The sequence below is a fragment of the Enterobacter sp. CFEC122 genome (assembly GCF_052983755.1).
Map to the genome: position 1 here is coordinate 25,577 of NZ_JBRIQR010000016.1, position 16,008 is coordinate 41,584.

Sequence of the window (16,008 nt, forward strand, 5' to 3'; positions counted from 1 at the left end):
CGAGAGCAAACATGAAAACTTTACCTGCAACAACTCTGCGGGTGGTGAAGCCCTGCCTGTCACCCGTGGCTATCTGGAAAATGTTACTGACACGCCTGCTGGAACAGCACTATGGTCTCACCCTCAACGACACACCGTTCAGTAAGGAACGTGTTATACAGGAACATATCGATGCCGGGATCTCGCTGGCTGATGCCGTGAATTTTCTGGTGGAAAAATACGAACTGGTGCGTATCGACAGGAAGGGGTTTAGCTGGCAGGAACAATCCCCTTATCTCCGGGCTGTAGACATTCTGCGAGCACGGCAGGCAACTGGCTTGTTGCGGCAAAGCCGTAAAAATTTGGTACGGTGAATATTACAGGCAGTGCTACTGGCTTTCATCACTATCCGGGGATGCTGGCAGCGAGATGAAGAGGGCAGGGTAGCAATTCCTTACCTGACCCATTACCTGACCCAAATTGCATCCAAAGAAAAAGGAGTTAGACGATTTCTCATCTAACTCCTTGTTTTATCTGGTGGCCCCTGTTGGGTTTGAACCAACGACCAAGCGATTATGAGTCGCCTGCTCTAACCACTGAGCTAAGGGGCCGTGGCGGTGAATTATAAAGTAACTCCCCGCAGCAATCCAGCCATTCACACCTGCCTGCTGTTTTTATAAACAACGCATAATCAATCCTTTATACTTCCATAACGATGTATCAGCGGGAGTAAAGATGATCAACGACATTCTGGCCCCTGGCCTGCGGGTGGTGTTCTGCGGAATCAACCCGGGCAAGTCCTCGGCGCACACCGGTTTTCACTTTGCCCATCCGGGCAATCGCTTCTGGAAGGTGATCTATCAGGCCGGATTTACCGACAGGTTACTCAAGCCCGAAGAGGAGCTGCACCTGCTGGATACGCGCTGCGGAATTACCATGCTGGTCGAGCGGCCGACGGTACAGGCAAGCGAGGTCAACCTGCATGAACTGCGCAGCGGCGGGCGGGAGCTGGTGAAGAAGATTGAAGACTACCAGCCGGCCGCACTGGCGATCCTCGGCAAGCAGGCCTACGAGCAGGCATTCAGCCAGCGCGGGGCTAAGTGGGGTAAGCAGAGCATCATGATTGGCGTTACGCAGGTGTGGGTGTTGCCGAACCCGAGCGGGCTCAACAGGGCGACGCTGGACAAGCTGGTGGAGGCCTACAGAGAGCTGGATGAGGCGCTGATGGTGCGGGGGCTTTAGGGCTTCTACGGCCTGATGCCCTCACCCTGACCCTTTCCCACAGGTCGAGGCAATAAAAAAAGCTCCCCGAGGGGAGCTTTTTCACTGTCAGAACAGATTAGTCGTCCAGGAAGCTACGCAGCACTTCAGAGCGGCTTGGGTGACGCAGCTTACGCAGCGCCTTCGCTTCGATCTGACGGATACGTTCGCGGGTAACGTCGAACTGTTTACCCACTTCTTCCAGCGTGTGGTCGGTGTTCATATCGATACCGAAACGCATACGCAGCACTTTCGCTTCACGGGCGGTCAGGCCAGCCAGAACGTCGTGCGTTGCGGCACGCAGGCTCTCGGTGGTGGCAGAGTCAAGCGGCAGCTCGAGGGTGGTATCCTCGATGAAATCACCCAGATGCGAATCTTCATCATCACCAATTGGTGTTTCCATGGAGATTGGCTCTTTGGCGATCTTCAGCACTTTACGGATCTTGTCTTCCGGCATCAACATGCGCTCGGCCAGCTCTTCCGGCGTCGGCTCGCGACCCATCTCCTGCAGCATCTGGCGGGAAATACGGTTGAGCTTGTTGATGGTCTCAATCATATGCACCGGAATACGGATGGTGCGCGCCTGATCCGCGATAGAGCGGGTGATAGCCTGACGGATCCACCAGGTTGCGTAGGTGGAGAACTTGTAACCACGACGGTATTCAAACTTGTCTACCGCTTTCATCAGACCGATGTTGCCTTCCTGAATCAGATCCAGGAACTGCAGACCGCGGTTGGTGTATTTCTTGGCGATAGAGATAACCAGACGCAAGTTCGCTTCAACCATCTCTTTCTTCGCACGGCGGGCTTTCGCTTCACCGATGGACATGCGACGGTTGATATCTTTAACCTGCTCGATGGTCAGGCCGGTCTCTTCTTCAATCTGCTGCAGCTTCTGCAGGCCGCGATACACGTCTTCTTTCACGTCGTGCAGTTTTTCAGACCACGGCTTGTTCATCGCGATAGCCGCGTTGAACCAGGTTTCGCTGGTTTCGTTGCCGGTGAAGAGGGTGATGAAGTTCTTCTTCGGCATTTTGCACTGCTCAACGCACAGCTTCATGATGATGCGTTCCTGGGTACGTACGCGATCCATCATCACGCGCATGCTGTTCACCAGGTAGTCGAACTGTTTTGGCACCAGGCGGAACTGTTTGAACACTTCAGACAGTTTCAGGATCTCTTCCTGAGCGGCTGCGTGGCTGCGGCCTTTCGCTTTGATAGTGTCACGCGTCACTTCGTACTGGGTACGCAGCTCGGCAAACTTCTCGCGCGCCAGTTCCGGGTCGATGCTGTTGTCATCATCGGCGCTGTCGTCGTCGCTCTCTTCCTCATCTTCGTCTTCGTCATCATCCATCTCTTCCTGAGACAGTTCAGAACCGACGTGAGTGGCGGTAGGTGCCATATCTTCTTCAGCGTTCGGGTCGACAAAACCGGTGATCAGGTCAGACAGGCGCGCTTCTTCCGCTTCAACGCGATCGTACTGCTCCAGCAGATAGGTGATCGCTTCCGGGTACTCGGCAACAGAGCACTGAACCTGGTTGATCCCATCTTCGATGCGTTTTGCGATGTCAATTTCGCCTTCGCGGGTCAACAGTTCAACGGTACCCATTTCGCGCATGTACATGCGGACCGGGTCAGTGGTACGCCCGATTTCAGATTCCACGCTGGACAGTACCTGTGCAGCAGCTTCTTCCGCATCTTCGTCAGTGTTGTTGGAGGTTTCAGCCAGCAACAGATCATCGGCATCCGGTGCTTCTTCCATCACCTGAATGCCCATGTCATTGATCATTTGGATGATGTCTTCGATTTGATCTGAATCGACGATATCTTCCGGCAGATGGTCATTGACCTCGGCATAGGTCAGATAGCCTTGCTCCTTACCACGTTGGACAAGAAGTTTCAGCTGTGACTGCGGGTTTTGCTCCATAAGACGGTATCCACACTTAATTCGTTTGATTGGTGTCGGCGATGGGGCTGCCAACCTTTAAAGCGAGGGCGTACTTATATTTTTGCCGCTGCCTCTCAGTGCGGCTGCCGGGGGCTTCCCGATCGATATTCGGCACTTAAGCCGTTAAATTTATTTATTTCTTCGCCAGTTCCTGGTTAATCATCCAGAGCTCCCGGCGTTCTTCGCTGCTCAAACCGTGTGTGCGCTCGCGAGCTATCAACTCTTCCTGGCGCAGCTCAAGCATCGAATCAAACATATGGTTGAGTGAGTCAGTGAACGTTTTTTCTGCAATGTCCTTATCTGCTATATCGTCCCACATCGACAATTTTTCAAGGGTAGCGGCCTCTTTTGTGCCGCGATAATGCTCTAAAAGTTGTCCGGTGGTCAGACCTGGCTGAGACAAACAGGTGTTGACCAGTTCTGAAAATAAGCCAAGCCCGGGCAATTTTTCGTGGTTCAAACCCGCCAGCGACGGCACCTGTGGCGCCAGCTCGGGGTTTTGTACCAGTAACCCTATCAGTATACGCATGGTTGTGCGTTTTAGCTGAGGCGCGGGGCGAACCGCACCGTTTTCAGCCTGTTTAGGCATTAAACGTTCAAGCTGGCTGTCATCCAGAATGCCGAGCTTGTTGCCTAACTCCTGACGTAGGTAGATGCGCAGCGTTTCGCCGGGCACCTGACTGATTAACGGCAGCGCCAGCGTGCTGAGCTGCGCGCGCCCGTCAGGAGTACTCAAATCGACCTGCGGCATCAGGCTGTTAAACAAAAACGTGGAGAGCGGCTGTGCCTGCTCCATCCGCGCTTCAAACGCCGCTTTGCCCTCTTTACGCACCAGCGTATCCGGGTCTTCACCGTCGGGCAGGAACATAAAGCGCAACTGACGCCCGTCGGTCATATAGGGTAGCGCGGTTTCCAGCGCGCGCCAGGCGGCATCGCGTCCGGCGCGGTCTCCGTCGTAACAACAAATCACGTTGTTGGTCACGCGGAACAGCAGCTGGATGTGATCCGCCGTCGTGGACGTTCCTAACGACGCAACCGCGTAGTTAATGTCGTACTGCGCCAGCGCAACGACGTCCATATAGCCTTCGACGACCAGAAGACGCGGAGGTTCCGCGTTATCCTGCTGCGCCTCATAAAGGCCGTAAAGCTGGCGGCCCTTATGGAAAATATCGGTTTCCGGGGAGTTGAGGTACTTCGGCAGGGCATCACCCAGCACGCGACCACCAAAACCAATTACCCGGCCTCGCTTGTCGCGGATTGGGAACATTACCCGTTCGCGGAAGCGGTCGTAGCTTCGTCCCTGGTCGTTGGTGACCAGCATGCCTGCATCGATGAGAGACTTACGATCTTCGCTATTGCCGCCAAAACGTTTTAACACGTTGTCCCAGCCGGGCGGGGCGTAGCCAATAGCGAAACGCGCAATGACATCGTCGCTCAGTCCGCGCTTGTTCAGATACTGACGCGCAGGTTCAGCCGCAGAGTGCTTAAGAGACTGTTGGTAAAACGAATTCAGGCCATCCATCAGTTGATACAGCGTTTGCCGTTGATGGCGCTCGATCTGACTTGGCCCACTGCCAGCTTCATACGGCACTTCAAGGTTATGCATTGCCGCCAGCTCTTCGACGGTTTCAACGAACTCGAGCTTGTCGTAGTTCATTAAAAAATCGACGGCATTACCGTGAGCACCACAGCCGAAGCAATGGTAAAACTGCTTTTCACCGTTTACGGTGAAGGAGGGGGTTTTTTCGTTATGGAACGGACAGCACGCATGGTAATTCTTGCCCTGCTTCTTCAGCTTTACCCGCGCGTCGATGAGATCGACGATGTCGGTTCTGGCGAGCAGGTCATTGATGAAAACGCGTGGGATTCTTCCGGCCATATGCCCCAAAATTTAAGCGACTTATAAACGAAAACAAGCCGCGCATTCCTTCCGGAAGCACGGCCTTACGACTACTACTCTGTCTGTCAATTGAGGGCTGAGGCCCTCAACCAATTAGTACAGACGAGTACGGCGTGCGTTTTCGCGAGCCAGTTTCTTCGCGTGACGTTTCACAGCGGAAGCTTTAGCGCGCTTACGTTCGGTCGTTGGTTTTTCATAAAACTCACGACGACGAACTTCAGCCAGAACACCTGCTTTCTCGCATGAACGTTTGAAGCGACGCAGTGCTACGTCGAACGGCTCGTTTTCACGTACTTTAATTACCGGCATGTAACTCTCACCTTTAATAAATTCGGTTTGCCGCTGGCATCAACGCCAGCTTATTTCAAAATGGTGCGGAATTTTACTGCAAATGCTGCTGCTTTGTAAAGCACCGATGCGATTTTGAAAGGGACTTTAATAAGGGTGAGGAGTATACACGAGCCTTCTTCCTGGGGCGAACAAAGTTTTACATCAACCCGCCCAGGCTCTACACTGCGCGGTATTGAAACGAGGTAAAACAAGTCATGCGTGTACTGGGTATTGAAACATCCTGCGATGAAACCGGCATCGCCATTTACGACGACGAAAAAGGGCTTCTGGCCAACCAACTGTATAGTCAGGTGAAATTGCACGCTGACTACGGCGGCGTCGTGCCTGAACTGGCCTCTCGTGACCACGTGCGTAAAACGGTTCCCCTGATTCAGGCGGCGCTGAAAGAGGCCGGGTTAAGTTCAACCGATATTGATGCCGTAGCCTACACTGCGGGGCCGGGTCTGGTCGGCGCGCTGCTGGTCGGTGCGACCGTTGGTCGTTCGCTGGCCTTCGCGTGGGATGTGCCGGCCATCCCGGTTCACCATATGGAAGGGCACCTTCTGGCACCGATGCTGGAAGAGAATCCGCCTGAATTCCCGTTTGTGGCGCTGCTGGTCTCCGGCGGCCATACGCAGCTGATTAGCGTCACGGGCATTGGCAAGTACGAGCTGCTGGGCGAGTCAATCGACGACGCTGCCGGTGAAGCGTTCGACAAAACCGCCAAGCTGCTGGGGCTGGATTACCCAGGCGGCCCGATGCTGTCCAAAATGGCGGCGCAGGGAACGGAAGGGCGCTTTGTCTTCCCGCGTCCGATGACCGACCGTCCGGGGCTGGACTTCAGCTTCTCCGGGCTGAAAACCTTCGCGGCCAACACGATCCGCAATAACGACGACAGCGAGCAGACCCGCGCCGATATCGCCCGCGCGTTTGAAGATGCGGTGGTGGATACGCTGATGATCAAGTGCAAGCGCGCGCTGGATCAGACCGGCTTCAAGCGTCTGGTGATGGCGGGCGGCGTCAGTGCCAACCGCACGCTGCGCGCGAAGCTCGCCGAGATGATGCAAAAGCGTCGTGGGGAAGTGTTCTACGCCCGTCCCGAATTCTGTACCGATAACGGGGCGATGATTGCCTACGCCGGTATGGTGCGCCTGAACGCTGGCGCAACGTCTGACCTGAGCGTGTCCGTGCGTCCGCGCTGGCCGCTGGCGGAACTGCCTGAGGCGTGAGTTTTTTTGCCCGGTGGCGCTGCGCTTACCGGGCCTACAAAACCGTAGGCCGGGTCAGGCGAAGCCGCCACCCGGCAATAACCCGCACTACACCCGCAGCATCCCTTTCTCTTCCAGAAACGCAATAATCGTCCCCAGACCGTCTCCCGCTTTCAGATTGGTAAAGGTCCATGGACGCTCGCCACGCATGCGGTTGGTGTCGCGCTCCATCACCTCCAGCGACGCCCCCACGTACGGCGCGAGATCGGTTTTGTTAATCACCAAAAAATCGGACTTGGTGATCCCCGGCCCGCCCTTGCGCGGGATTTTTTCCCCTTCGGCCACGTCGATCACGTAAATGGTCAGATCCGCCAGCTCCGGGCTGAAGGTCGCGCTCAGGTTGTCCCCGCCGCTTTCCACGAAGATCAGATCCAGATTGCCAAACTTCTCGCTGAGCGCTTCCACCGCCGCCAGGTTCATCGAGGCGTCCTCGCGGATCGCGGTATGCGGGCAGCCGCCGGTCTCCACGCCCACGATGCGCTCCGGCGCCAGCGCGCCCGCCTCGGTCAGGATGCGCTGATCCTCTTTGGTGTAGATGTCGTTGGTCACCACTGCCAGGTGATATGTGTCGCGCATTGCCTTGCAGAGCGCTTCCAGCAGCGCGGTTTTGCCCGACCCTACCGGGCCACCCACGCCCACGCGCAGGGGATGTTTGTAATCAGCCATGTTGACTCCTCAGGAACGGAATAGTCGTGAATATTGGGTTTCGTGGCGCGCGGAGGCGATGGCGGACAGCGGCGTTGCTGCCCCCAGCGCGTCGTCGCGACGTAAAAAGGCCTGTTCAAGCCCGGCGGCAAAATGGTCGCTCAGCTCGATAATCAGCTGCTGCGCCGCCTGCTGCCCAAACGGCACCAGCTTGACGCCCGCCATGACCGCGCTCTCAATCCAGCTGTAGCCGAGGCTCAGCGCCAGCTCGCGCACGTCAATGCCCCAGCGCACGCCGAGCCACGCCATGCCGCAGAGCTGGCTTTGCCTGCACAGCGCCAGCCATTCTGCCGGGCAGTCCGGCTCCCAGCTTTTGATGAGACGCGTAAAGGCCGCTCCGCGGTTGCGTTCTTCTTCGCGCAGTTCGCGCGTTTCCCGACAGGCGAGCAGGTATGCCGTCCAGCGTTTGGCCGTTGCCAGATCGTGCCGATCGCAGGCCTGGCAGAGGCGGTGAAACAGCGGCAGATCGACGCAGAAAAAACTCTGCTCCATCTGCTGGATCTGCCAGCGTTTAAAGGCGTCGACGTTCGCGACCCAGCCCGCCTCCACGGCCCACTCCAGCCCCTGCGACCAGGTAAACGATCCGACCGGCAGGCTGCTGCTGGAGAGCTGCATCAGGCGCAGCCACTGGCGGGCGTGCTCCATCAGCTCATCAGCGCCAGCAGGGCGGAGACGATCAGCCCGCCGCCGAAGGTTTTACGCAGCCCGTCGTGACGGCGCAGCAGCAAGCCTGCGGCGAAACTGGCGCACAGCACCGTGGCGCTGGCGAACATAAACCCGCTGGTGAACAGCCAGAAGCTATGGCCGGACATCTCCACGCCGTGCGCCCAGCCGTGGAACATCGCCAGGGCAGGCACCGCGAGCAGCAGACGGTTTTCAGTCTTAAACATCATCACGCCGCTGACCGCCAGCGAGGCGATAATCAGCATCTCCATGCCGCTAAAGCCGCCGAGCAGGCTGCCTGCGATGGCGCCGACAAGCATCATCCCGAGGGTGGCAAACGGCAGCAGGAGCTTGCGGCCGCTCAGCGCCGAGAGCACGCCTGCGCCCGCTAGCATCAGCAGGTGATCGAGCCCGGTCAGCGGATGGAAAAAACCGGCCTGAAAGCTGTCGGCACCGTGGCCGGGATGCGCGAGCGCGGGAACGGAAAAAGCCAGCAGTAACAGGGGGAGTAACTTGCGCATGATGAGTCCTTAATGTGAATGGGCGTGAGAATGGCTATGGGCATCGCTGGCATACGCGCCCGCTTCCGGTTCAAACGGCAGGCTGGCGTAGGTCACCTCCAGCCCAAACTGGCGCAGCATATCGTCGAGAACGTGATCGTGGTGATAGCGCAGCTCGCCGGGCATCACCTGCAGCGGCACGTGGCGGTTGCCCAGGTGGTAGCAGGCGCGGGCCAGCAGGAACGGGTCGGCGCAGCGCACCACGGAGACGGACTCAGCCGCTGCGATCACTTCGATCACCTCACTGCCGTCGTCGGTGGTCAGCAGGTCCCCCCCGCGCAGCAGCAGGCCGCGCGGCAGCATCAGCCCGGCTTCGCGCCCGTCGTTCAGCGCTACGCGGGCGCGGCTTTTCACCCGTACGTCAATCGGCAGCGTGACGCTGGCGGTAGTCGGATGTGCATGGTCCAGGCGTTGGGTCAGATAAATCATCATCACTCCTCAAAACAGGAAATAGCGTTGCGCCATCGGCAGAACGTCAGCCGGTTCGCTGGTAATCAGTTCGCCGTCGACGCGCACCTCGTAGGTTTGCGAGTCGACGGTGATGTTCGGCTGCAGGGCGTTGTGGATCATGTCCGCCTTTTTCACCGTCCGGCAGCCTTTCACCACCGCGGTGGCGCTCTGCAGGTTGAGCTGCTGCGGGATGCCGTTCGCACTGGCGGCCTGCGAGATAAACGTCAGCCGTGTGGCGTGGCGCGCGGCGCCCAGCGATCCAAACATCGGACGGTAATGCACCGGCTGCGGCGTAGGGATCGAGGCGTTGATGTCGCCCATCGGCGCGCAGGCGATCATCCCGCCCTTGACGATGGTGGCGGGCTTGACGCCGAAGAACGCCGGGGACCAGACCACCAGATCTGCCAGCTTGCCCGCCTCAATCGAACCCACTTCATGGGCGATACCGTGGGTCAGCGCTGGGTTAATGGTGTACTTGGCGACATAGCGCTTCACGCGGAAGTTGTCGTTTTCGCCGGTCTCTTCCGGCAGCGCGCCGCGCTGGACCTTCATGCGGTGCGCGACCTGCCAGGTGCGGATAATCACTTCCCCGACGCGGCCCATGGCCTGGGAGTCTGACGAGGTGAGCGAGAACGCGCCGATGTCGTGCAGCACGTCTTCCGCGGCAATGGTCTCCCGACGAATGCGGGATTCGGCAAACGCCACGTCCTCGGCGATATCCGGGTCGAGATGATGACAAACCATCAGCATGTCGAGATGCTCGTCGATGGTATTGACCGTGTAGGGCAGCGTCGGGTTGGTGGAGGAGGGCAGAATATTCGGGTGCGCGCAGGCGGTGATGATATCCGGCGCGTGGCCACCGCCCGCCCCTTCGGTGTGGAAGGTGTGGATGGTGCGCCCGGCGATCGCCGCCAGCGTGTCTTCGACAAACCCGGACTCGTTCAGCGTGTCGCTGTGCAGCGCCACCTGAATATCCATCTCTTCGGCTACCTCCAGCGAGCAGTTGATCGCCGCAGGCGTCGCGCCCCAGTCTTCGTGGATCTTCAGCCCGATGGCGCCCGCGGCAATCTGCTCGCGCAGGGCCGCCGGGTTGGAGCCGTTCCCCTTGCCGAGCAGGCCGATATTCACCGGAAGCGTATCGGCAGCCTGCAGCATGCGGGCGATATACCACGGCCCCGGCGTACAGGTGGTGGCGTTGGTGCCCGCCGCCGGACCGGTGCCGCCGCCGATCATGGTGGTGACGCCGGAGACCAGCGCCTCTTCCGCCTGCTGCGGGCAGATCCAGTGGATGTGGGTGTCGATCCCGCCTGCGGTGACGATCTTCCCTTCGGCGGCAATCACTTCCGTCGCCGCGCCAATCGGGATCGTCACACCGGGCTGGATGTCCGGGTTCCCGGCTTTACCGACGGCAAAGATCCGCCCGTTCTTGACGCCGATATCGGCTTTCACGATCCCCCAGTGATCGACGATCAGCGCGTTGGTCAGCACCAGATCCACGCAGTCGTCTGCGGTCATCTGCCCCTGACCCATGCCGTCGCGGATCACCTTCCCGCCGCCGAACTTGACCTCTTCGCCGTAGATCGTGAGATCGTCTTCTACTTCAATCCACAGCTCGCTGTCGGCCAGCCGCACTTTATCCCCGGTGGTGGGGCCGAACATATCGGCGTAAGCCTGGCGCGAAATCTCAGCCATGTTTCACCTCGCCCATTACCTCGCCGCGAAAGCCGACAATGCGCTGCGCACCCGAGACCTGAACCAGCGTCACTTCCCGCTTCTGGCCGGGCTCAAAGCGCACGGCGGTGCCTGCCGGGATGTTTAACCGGTAGCCTCGGGTCGCCTCACGGTCAAACTTCAGCGCCGGGTTGACTTCGTAAAAGTGATAGTGCGATCCGACCTGGATCGGTCTGTCGCCGTGGTTTTCGACAATCACGGTTTGGGTTTCGCGCCCGACGTTGATCGCAATCGTGCCGGGCAGGATCTGGTATTCGCCTGGGATCATCACGCGCTCCTTAGACGATCGGGTTGTGGACGGTGACGAGCTTGGATCCGTCCGGGAAGGTGGCTTCCACCTGAATGTCCGGGATCATCTCCGGCACGCCCTCCATCACCTGGTCGCGCGTCAGGACGTGGCGGCCCGCCTCCATCAGCGAGGCGACGGTTTCGCCATCGCGCGCGCCTTCCATGATGAAGGCGCTGATCAGCGCGACCGATTCCGGATAATTGAGCTTTACCCCGCGCGCAAGGCGGCGTTCGGCAACCAGCGCGGCGGTAAACAGCAACAGCTTGTCTTTTTCTCTGGGGGTCAGTTCCATAACGTTTCTCTTATGTCTGCCAGATACGCGGCGAACAGGCGGTTTTGGTGGTGAGGAGCGGGCGAAGCGACTGCCAGATGTCGCGCATCGCCCGCTGGCAAATCAGGTTATCGTGGGAGAGAAAACGCACCGACAGCAGCTCGTCGGTGAGCGTTGCCCCCGCAAAATGGCCCAGAGGCGCGAGCAGCGCGCGAACCGCGTCGAGATGTTCTTCATTGGCCGGATAGAACAGCAGCGTGCCGATCCACGGGTGTCCGGCAACGGGCGTGAGATCGCCGTCGCCGAGGTGCTGACGCTCAATCAGGCGCGGTTCGTCATCCACCCACACCTCAAGGCGGCTCTCCAGCGTGCCGTGGCTGAAGGTCTCATTGATTACCGGTTGTCCCAGGCAGTACAGCTCCCACGCCAGCAGCGTGCTGGAGGCCTTCAGGTGGAAGACGGAGCGCAGCGCGGCATTCGCCCCAGGGAAGATAATGGTGTCCTGCGGTAGCCACTCCAGCGTGGATCCCTCATCGAGATAAAAGTGCTGATGCAGGCGAGCCTGCGGGCCGCTGCTGCGATAGAACTTGCTGGCGCCGGGCATGGTGATAAGCGTGTGGCTTTTGGCGTCCAGCCGAACGGAAATGTCCAGCGTATCGCCGCCCACAACCCCGCCCGGCGGGTGCAGCAGGTAAAGGTGGCAGGTCACGCCTTCAGGGTAAAACGGACGCTGAACGGTAAGCGGCCCGACGTGATGAGCGGAGTGCAGGAGGGTTTTCTCAGGGGTGTGACAAAACTGCAGGGCAAGCGACGCCTGCCAGCCTTTGTACGAATTATCAGTGACCTGAGCTGCTAACATGCTGCATCCATCTGCTCATCATCGGGGTCGTTTCAGTATGCCCTGGCAGAATTGAAGGCTGTCATATGAGTCGCTTATGGATAAAAAAACGGCTCATATGAGCCGGTTTCAAACTTTTGATAATCGCCCGGCGGCGCTACGCTTGCACGGGCCTACAAGAGAATGCGCAATGTAGGCCGGGTAAGCGCAGCGCCACCCGGCAGGAAAGGCTAGCGGTAATCCTCCGCATCCACATCATACCCCGACGGCTCCCAGCGGATCGCCAGCAGCGAGGCCAGGCCGATAAATGGCGCCAGCGCAATCACCCAGAACACGGCGGTATCCAGCGAGGCGACCAGCAGCGGGAACAGGAACAGCGACAGCGTCGAGCTGCTGCGCATCAGCGTCTGGTTAAGGCCGACGCCAACGCCGCGCAGCGAGGTCGGGTAGCTCAGCGAGGCAAACGTCATGGTATGCGCGCCCGGGCCGAAGCCCTGGCCGAACAGGAATAGCGCCAGCATCGCCACGGCAAGCACGCCTTCGGTGGCGCCTTCCGGACGACCAATCAGCCCCAGGCCCAGCAGCGCGACCAGCTGGCAGGCGTAACCCGCCAGCGACATCCGCCAGGCGCCGAAGCGCGGCACGTAGCGTACCGCCAGCAGTCCGCCGACGAAGGCAAACAGCAGGTTAAGCACCAGAGAAATCAGGATGGTGGTCAGCATCGACTGGACAAAGAAGCTGGAGATGATCACCGGCAGACCAAACGCCACCGCGTTATAGGCGAACGAAGAGACGACGGACAGCAGCGTGGCGAGCGTCGTGCGGCGTAAGTAGACGCCGCGGAACAGGTTCAGATAGTTGGACCATTTCGTTTTATTCACGACGGGAGCTGGCTGGCTGAGCGCATCCTGCGGCACGTGGGCATTGATGTTATACGACTGACGTAAAATGGACGCCGCCTCCTTCAGGTTGCCCTGATTTGCCGCCCAGACCGGCGATTCGCTCATATAGCGGCTGCGGATGGCGATAATCACCAGCGCGGGTACCGCGCCGAAGCCAAGGATCAGGCGCCACAGCCAGTCGCTGTGGCTTTCCGGCAGCACGGCGTAGAAGAAGAGCACCAGCAGGTAGGAGATACTGATGGCGGCATACCAGGTGGGGCACCACATGGCGACGCTGGAGGCCTTATTGCCGGGGCCTTTTAGCCTGGCGAACTCGCTTAAAAATGCCATCGCTACGGGAAGGTCGATCCCGACGCCAAGCCCCATGACAAAGCGGGCACCCGCCAGCACATATTCGTTCGGGGCCAGCGCACAGGCGATGGCGGCCACCACGAAGAAGAGCATGTCGGCCATAAAGACGCGATAGCGCCCGATTTTATCCGTGAGATAACCCCCTAGCAGCGCCCCGACAATCGCGCCAAACGTAATGGCGGACGCCACCATGCCGGTACCGGCGGGCGTCAGGTTAAATTCGCGGGTGATATCTTTTATGCCGAAGGCCAGCGCGCCCAGATCGTAGGCATCGAGGAAAATCCCGCCCAGCGCGATACCGATCACGATGCGAGCATTGGCCCGGCCCTGAGAACCATCATTAACGAGGCGTGAAACATCCGATGCGCTGCGCACCCACTGGATGTCGCCATCGGAACGTTTTCCTGCCGTTGAAAGGGGAGTTGTTTCTGTGATTTCTGCCATTTTCTTCTTATATGGTTGTATTGTGTCATTAACAGTTACCACAGGCAGAAGGTGACCAAAATCACATTTGGCTATAAGGCATAACTAACCTTACGGAGCGTCTTTTTTCTTCCTCTTGAGCTTCGTCCAGATTTTGGTCTCCTGACGACGCCACAGGCGCTGAATATTGTCGTGATGACGCAGCAGGATAAGGCAGGAGAGCATTGATACCGGGAAGGTGAACTGAGGTTTGAACCACCAGACGTAGAACGGGGCAATCAGCGCGCTGACGATCGCGCCCAGCGACGAATAGCCGCTCAGCAGAATGGTGAGCAGCCAGGTGCCAGCCATCACGCCGGTTAAATCCCAGCCGATAGGCGCAATGGCACCAAAGGCGGTTGCCACGCCTTTACCGCCTTTAAAACCGAAGAATACGGGCCAGATGTGGCCGACACAGGCAGCAATGGCAATGAGGCCCAGCCAGAACGGCGTGACGCCCAGCGCATACGCGCCCCATACGGGTAGCATCCCTTTCAGAACATCAAAAATCAAAACCGCTACGGCTGCTCCCTTGCCGCCAATTCGTAGTACGTTGGTCGCTCCCGGATTCCCGGAACCACTTTCACGCGGGTCAGGTAACCCGGCGATGCGGCAGACCAGAATGGCGCTGGAGATTGAGCCGCAAAGATAGGCGAGGAGGATCATTCCAGGCGCGATTGCACTCATAACGCTGTTCCGTTTTGAAAATGTATCTGTATTCTCAGCATCTGTGGATAATACGCATAATTCGCCGGAAGTGGTATCCGGTTTAGCCAAAAAGCAGGCAGGTCGTGATGGATATTGTATTTATAGAGCAACTTTCGGTAATCACCACTATTGGTGTTTACGACTGGGAACAGACCATCGAGCAGAAGCTGGTGTTCGATATCGAAATGGGCTGGGATAACCGCAAGTCGGCAAAAAGCGATGACGTGAACGACTGTCTTAGCTACGCCGACATCAGTGAAACGGTCATCGGCCACGTGGAAGGGCAACGTTTTGCGCTGGTCGAACGGGTGGCGGAAGAGGTCGCAGAATTGCTGCTGAAAAAATTCAACTCACCGTGGGTGCGCATCAAGCTGAGCAAACCGGGCGCGGTGGCGCGCGCGGCCAACGTGGGCGTCATTATCGAGCGTGGCACAAATCTGAAAGGGAAGATTTAACGTCATAATAGCTAAACCATTTTAGGTTATACCGGTCTTAAAGCTGTATCTTTCACGGTAGCCGTTGGGGCGACCGTTTTTTTTATATTTTTTTAGGGGTTTATAGATGAGCGATATGCACTCGCTGCTGGTGGCGGCAATACTGGGTGTGGTCGAAGGATTGACGGAGTTTTTACCGGTTTCCAGTACCGGCCATATGATCATTGTTGGTCATCTGCTGGGCTTTGAAGGCGATACTGCAAAAACGTTTGAAGTGGTGATCCAGCTGGGTTCGATTCTGGCGGTGGTGGTGATGTTCTGGCGCCGTCTGTTTGGCCTGATCGGTATCCATTTTGGCCGTCCGCCGCAGCACGAAGGGATGAGTAAAGGCCGCCTGTCGCTGATCCATATTCTGCTCGGGATGATCCCGGCGGTGGTGCTGGGGCTGGTTTTCCACGACGCCATCAAATCGCTGTTTAACCCGATTAACGTGATGTACGCGCTGGTGGTGGGCGGCTTCCTGCTGATCGCCGCGGAAGTGCTGAAGCCAAAAACGCCGCGCGCGGAAGGGCTGGACGATATGACGTATCGTCAGGCGTTTATCATTGGCTGCTTCCAGTGTCTGGCGCTGTGGCCGGGCTTTTCCCGTTCAGGCGCAACCATCTCCGGTGGGATGCTGATGGGCGTAAGCCGTTACGCCGCGTCAGAGTTCTCGTTCCTGCTGGCGGTGCCGATGATGATGGGGGCCACCGCGCTTGACCTCTATAAAAGCATCGGTTTCCTCACCACGGGCGACATTCCGATGTTCGCCGTCGGCTTCATCACCGCGTTTATCGTGGCGCTGATTGCCATCAAAACCTTCCTGCAGCTGATTAAGCGTATCTCGTTCATTCCGTTCGCGATCTACCGCTTTATCGTTGCCGCTGCGGTTTACGTGGTCTTCTTCTGACCGACTGCCC

The 16,008-nt window shown here is 58.3% G+C and carries 18 protein-coding genes and 1 tRNA gene; 5 read left to right on the forward strand and 14 right to left on the reverse strand.

The window, feature by feature from the left end; translation table 11 throughout:
- The first annotated feature begins 11 nt into the window (after positions 1 to 11).
- Entirely contained in the window at positions 12 to 353 is a 342-nt protein-coding gene (locus ACVCAM_RS12990; RefSeq protein WP_045268641.1) for a TA system toxin CbtA family protein, read from the forward strand.
- A gap of 161 nt (positions 354 to 514) precedes the next feature.
- On the opposite strand, the gene ACVCAM_RS12995 is transcribed toward ACVCAM_RS12990, so the two are convergent.
- A tRNA-Ile gene (locus tag ACVCAM_RS12995) sits at positions 515 to 590 on the reverse strand.
- A gap of 124 nt (positions 591 to 714) precedes the next feature.
- On the opposite strand from ACVCAM_RS12995, the gene mug reads away from it, so the two are divergent.
- Positions 715 to 1,221 carry a G/U mismatch-specific DNA glycosylase gene (gene mug / locus ACVCAM_RS13000; RefSeq protein ID WP_032675517.1) on the forward strand — a complete coding sequence of 169 codons (507 nt, stop codon included), beginning with the start codon at positions 715 to 717 and terminating at the stop codon, positions 1,219 to 1,221.
- Positions 1,222 to 1,318: 97 nt separating this feature from the next.
- On the opposite strand, the gene rpoD is transcribed toward mug, so the two are convergent.
- From rpoD to rpsU, 3 genes are all read right to left on the reverse strand, one after another.
- Positions 1,319 to 3,166, reverse strand: coding sequence for an RNA polymerase sigma factor RpoD (gene rpoD, locus ACVCAM_RS13005; protein WP_008503184.1), 1,848 nt, complete (start codon positions 3,164 to 3,166; stop codon positions 1,319 to 1,321).
- Positions 3,167 to 3,320: 154 nt separating this feature from the next.
- Positions 3,321 to 5,066: a DNA primase gene (gene dnaG, locus ACVCAM_RS13010; RefSeq protein WP_023294585.1), complete on the reverse strand. Its 1,746-nt coding sequence runs from the start codon at positions 5,064 to 5,066 to the stop codon at positions 3,321 to 3,323.
- A gap of 114 nt (positions 5,067 to 5,180) precedes the next feature.
- Positions 5,181 to 5,396 (reverse strand): 30S ribosomal protein S21, encoded by a 216-nt coding sequence (rpsU, locus tag ACVCAM_RS13015; RefSeq protein WP_001144069.1) that lies wholly within the window; start codon positions 5,394 to 5,396, stop codon positions 5,181 to 5,183.
- A 236-nt stretch (positions 5,397 to 5,632) separates the two neighbouring features.
- On the opposite strand from rpsU, the gene tsaD reads away from it, so the two are divergent.
- Positions 5,633 to 6,646, forward strand: a complete 1,014-nt coding sequence (gene tsaD, locus ACVCAM_RS13020; RefSeq protein ID WP_008503186.1) for a tRNA (adenosine(37)-N6)-threonylcarbamoyltransferase complex transferase subunit TsaD — start codon at positions 5,633 to 5,635, stop codon at positions 6,644 to 6,646.
- Between the two features lie 87 nt (positions 6,647 to 6,733).
- Here tsaD and ureG read toward each other — a convergent pair whose 3' ends face one another.
- From ureG to plsY, 10 genes are all read right to left on the reverse strand, one after another.
- Positions 6,734 to 7,351: an urease accessory protein UreG gene (ureG, locus tag ACVCAM_RS13025; protein WP_008503187.1), complete on the reverse strand. Its 618-nt coding sequence runs from the start codon at positions 7,349 to 7,351 to the stop codon at positions 6,734 to 6,736.
- 9 nt (positions 7,352 to 7,360) lie between these two features.
- On the reverse strand, positions 7,361 to 8,035 hold the full coding sequence (locus ACVCAM_RS13030; RefSeq protein WP_045371376.1) for an urease accessory protein UreF: 675 nt from the start codon (positions 8,033 to 8,035) through the stop codon (positions 7,361 to 7,363).
- On the reverse strand, positions 8,035 to 8,574 hold the full coding sequence (locus tag ACVCAM_RS13035; RefSeq protein WP_021242324.1) for a HupE/UreJ family protein: 540 nt from the start codon (positions 8,572 to 8,574) through the stop codon (positions 8,035 to 8,037). The genes ACVCAM_RS13030 and ACVCAM_RS13035 overlap by 1 nt, the downstream gene beginning before the upstream one ends.
- A 9-nt stretch (positions 8,575 to 8,583) precedes the next feature.
- Positions 8,584 to 9,042: an urease accessory protein UreE gene (gene ureE, locus ACVCAM_RS13040; RefSeq protein WP_032664478.1), complete on the reverse strand. Its 459-nt coding sequence runs from the start codon at positions 9,040 to 9,042 to the stop codon at positions 8,584 to 8,586.
- Between the two features lie 9 nt (positions 9,043 to 9,051).
- The gene (gene ureC, locus ACVCAM_RS13045) at positions 9,052 to 10,755 is read right to left on the reverse strand and encodes an urease subunit alpha (RefSeq protein WP_407223654.1); all 1,704 of its coding nucleotides are present in this window, start codon (positions 10,753 to 10,755) and stop codon (positions 9,052 to 9,054) included.
- The gene (locus ACVCAM_RS13050; RefSeq protein ID WP_023326093.1) at positions 10,748 to 11,062 is read right to left on the reverse strand and encodes an urease subunit beta; all 315 of its coding nucleotides are present in this window, start codon (positions 11,060 to 11,062) and stop codon (positions 10,748 to 10,750) included. Before ACVCAM_RS13050 ends, ureC begins: the two co-directional genes overlap by 8 nt.
- A gap of 10 nt (positions 11,063 to 11,072) precedes the next feature.
- On the reverse strand, positions 11,073 to 11,375 hold the full coding sequence (locus ACVCAM_RS13055) for an urease subunit gamma (protein ID WP_003862556.1): 303 nt from the start codon (positions 11,373 to 11,375) through the stop codon (positions 11,073 to 11,075).
- A 10-nt stretch (positions 11,376 to 11,385) separates the two neighbouring features.
- Entirely contained in the window at positions 11,386 to 12,213 is an 828-nt protein-coding gene (locus tag ACVCAM_RS13060) for an urease accessory protein UreD (protein WP_025912517.1), read from the reverse strand.
- A gap of 209 nt (positions 12,214 to 12,422) precedes the next feature.
- A complete protein-coding gene (locus ACVCAM_RS13065) occupies positions 12,423 to 13,889 on the reverse strand; it encodes an MFS transporter (RefSeq protein WP_025912516.1) in 1,467 nt (488 codons plus the stop codon).
- A 90-nt stretch (positions 13,890 to 13,979) separates the two neighbouring features.
- Positions 13,980 to 14,594 (reverse strand): glycerol-3-phosphate 1-O-acyltransferase PlsY, encoded by a 615-nt coding sequence (gene plsY / locus ACVCAM_RS13070; protein ID WP_008502955.1) that lies wholly within the window; start codon positions 14,592 to 14,594, stop codon positions 13,980 to 13,982.
- A gap of 107 nt (positions 14,595 to 14,701) precedes the next feature.
- Between plsY and folB the strand changes: the two genes are divergently transcribed.
- Positions 14,702 to 15,070 carry a bifunctional dihydroneopterin aldolase/7,8-dihydroneopterin epimerase gene (gene folB, locus ACVCAM_RS13075; RefSeq protein WP_008502956.1) on the forward strand — a complete coding sequence of 123 codons (369 nt, stop codon included), beginning with the start codon at positions 14,702 to 14,704 and terminating at the stop codon, positions 15,068 to 15,070.
- A gap of 106 nt (positions 15,071 to 15,176) precedes the next feature.
- Positions 15,177 to 15,998 (forward strand): undecaprenyl-diphosphate phosphatase, encoded by an 822-nt coding sequence (gene bacA, locus ACVCAM_RS13080; RefSeq protein WP_008502957.1) that lies wholly within the window; start codon positions 15,177 to 15,179, stop codon positions 15,996 to 15,998.
- Positions 15,999 to 16,008 lie beyond the last annotated feature (10 nt).

Bases quoted from the DNA above. Each gene is read 5' to 3' on its own strand.
- ACVCAM_RS12990 (WP_045268641.1), top strand. From the start codon at position 12: ATGAAAACTTTACCTGCAACAACTCTGCGGGTGGTGAAGCCCTGCCTG.
- mug (WP_032675517.1), top strand. From the start codon at position 715: ATGATCAACGACATTCTGGCCCCTGGCCTGCGGGTGGTGTTCTGCGGA.
- rpoD (WP_008503184.1), bottom strand. From the start codon at position 3,166: ATGGAGCAAAACCCGCAGTCACAGCTGAAACTTCTTGTCCAACGTGGT.
- dnaG (WP_023294585.1), bottom strand. From the start codon at position 5,066: ATGGCCGGAAGAATCCCACGCGTTTTCATCAATGACCTGCTCGCCAGA.
- rpsU (WP_001144069.1), bottom strand. From the start codon at position 5,396: ATGCCGGTAATTAAAGTACGTGAAAACGAGCCGTTCGACGTAGCACTG.
- tsaD (WP_008503186.1), top strand. From the start codon at position 5,633: ATGCGTGTACTGGGTATTGAAACATCCTGCGATGAAACCGGCATCGCC.
- ureG (WP_008503187.1), bottom strand. From the start codon at position 7,351: ATGGCTGATTACAAACATCCCCTGCGCGTGGGCGTGGGTGGCCCGGTA.
- ACVCAM_RS13030 (WP_045371376.1), bottom strand. From the start codon at position 8,035: ATGGAGCACGCCCGCCAGTGGCTGCGCCTGATGCAGCTCTCCAGCAGC.
- ACVCAM_RS13035 (WP_021242324.1), bottom strand. From the start codon at position 8,574: ATGCGCAAGTTACTCCCCCTGTTACTGCTGGCTTTTTCCGTTCCCGCG.
- ureE (WP_032664478.1), bottom strand. From the start codon at position 9,042: ATGATTTATCTGACCCAACGCCTGGACCATGCACATCCGACTACCGCC.
- ureC (WP_407223654.1), bottom strand. From the start codon at position 10,755: ATGGCTGAGATTTCGCGCCAGGCTTACGCCGATATGTTCGGCCCCACC.
- ACVCAM_RS13050 (WP_023326093.1), bottom strand. From the start codon at position 11,062: ATGATCCCAGGCGAATACCAGATCCTGCCCGGCACGATTGCGATCAAC.
- ACVCAM_RS13055 (WP_003862556.1), bottom strand. From the start codon at position 11,375: ATGGAACTGACCCCCAGAGAAAAAGACAAGCTGTTGCTGTTTACCGCC.
- ACVCAM_RS13060 (WP_025912517.1), bottom strand. From the start codon at position 12,213: ATGTTAGCAGCTCAGGTCACTGATAATTCGTACAAAGGCTGGCAGGCG.
- ACVCAM_RS13065 (WP_025912516.1), bottom strand. From the start codon at position 13,889: ATGGCAGAAATCACAGAAACAACTCCCCTTTCAACGGCAGGAAAACGT.
- plsY (WP_008502955.1), bottom strand. From the start codon at position 14,594: ATGAGTGCAATCGCGCCTGGAATGATCCTCCTCGCCTATCTTTGCGGC.
- folB (WP_008502956.1), top strand. From the start codon at position 14,702: ATGGATATTGTATTTATAGAGCAACTTTCGGTAATCACCACTATTGGT.
- bacA (WP_008502957.1), top strand. From the start codon at position 15,177: ATGAGCGATATGCACTCGCTGCTGGTGGCGGCAATACTGGGTGTGGTC.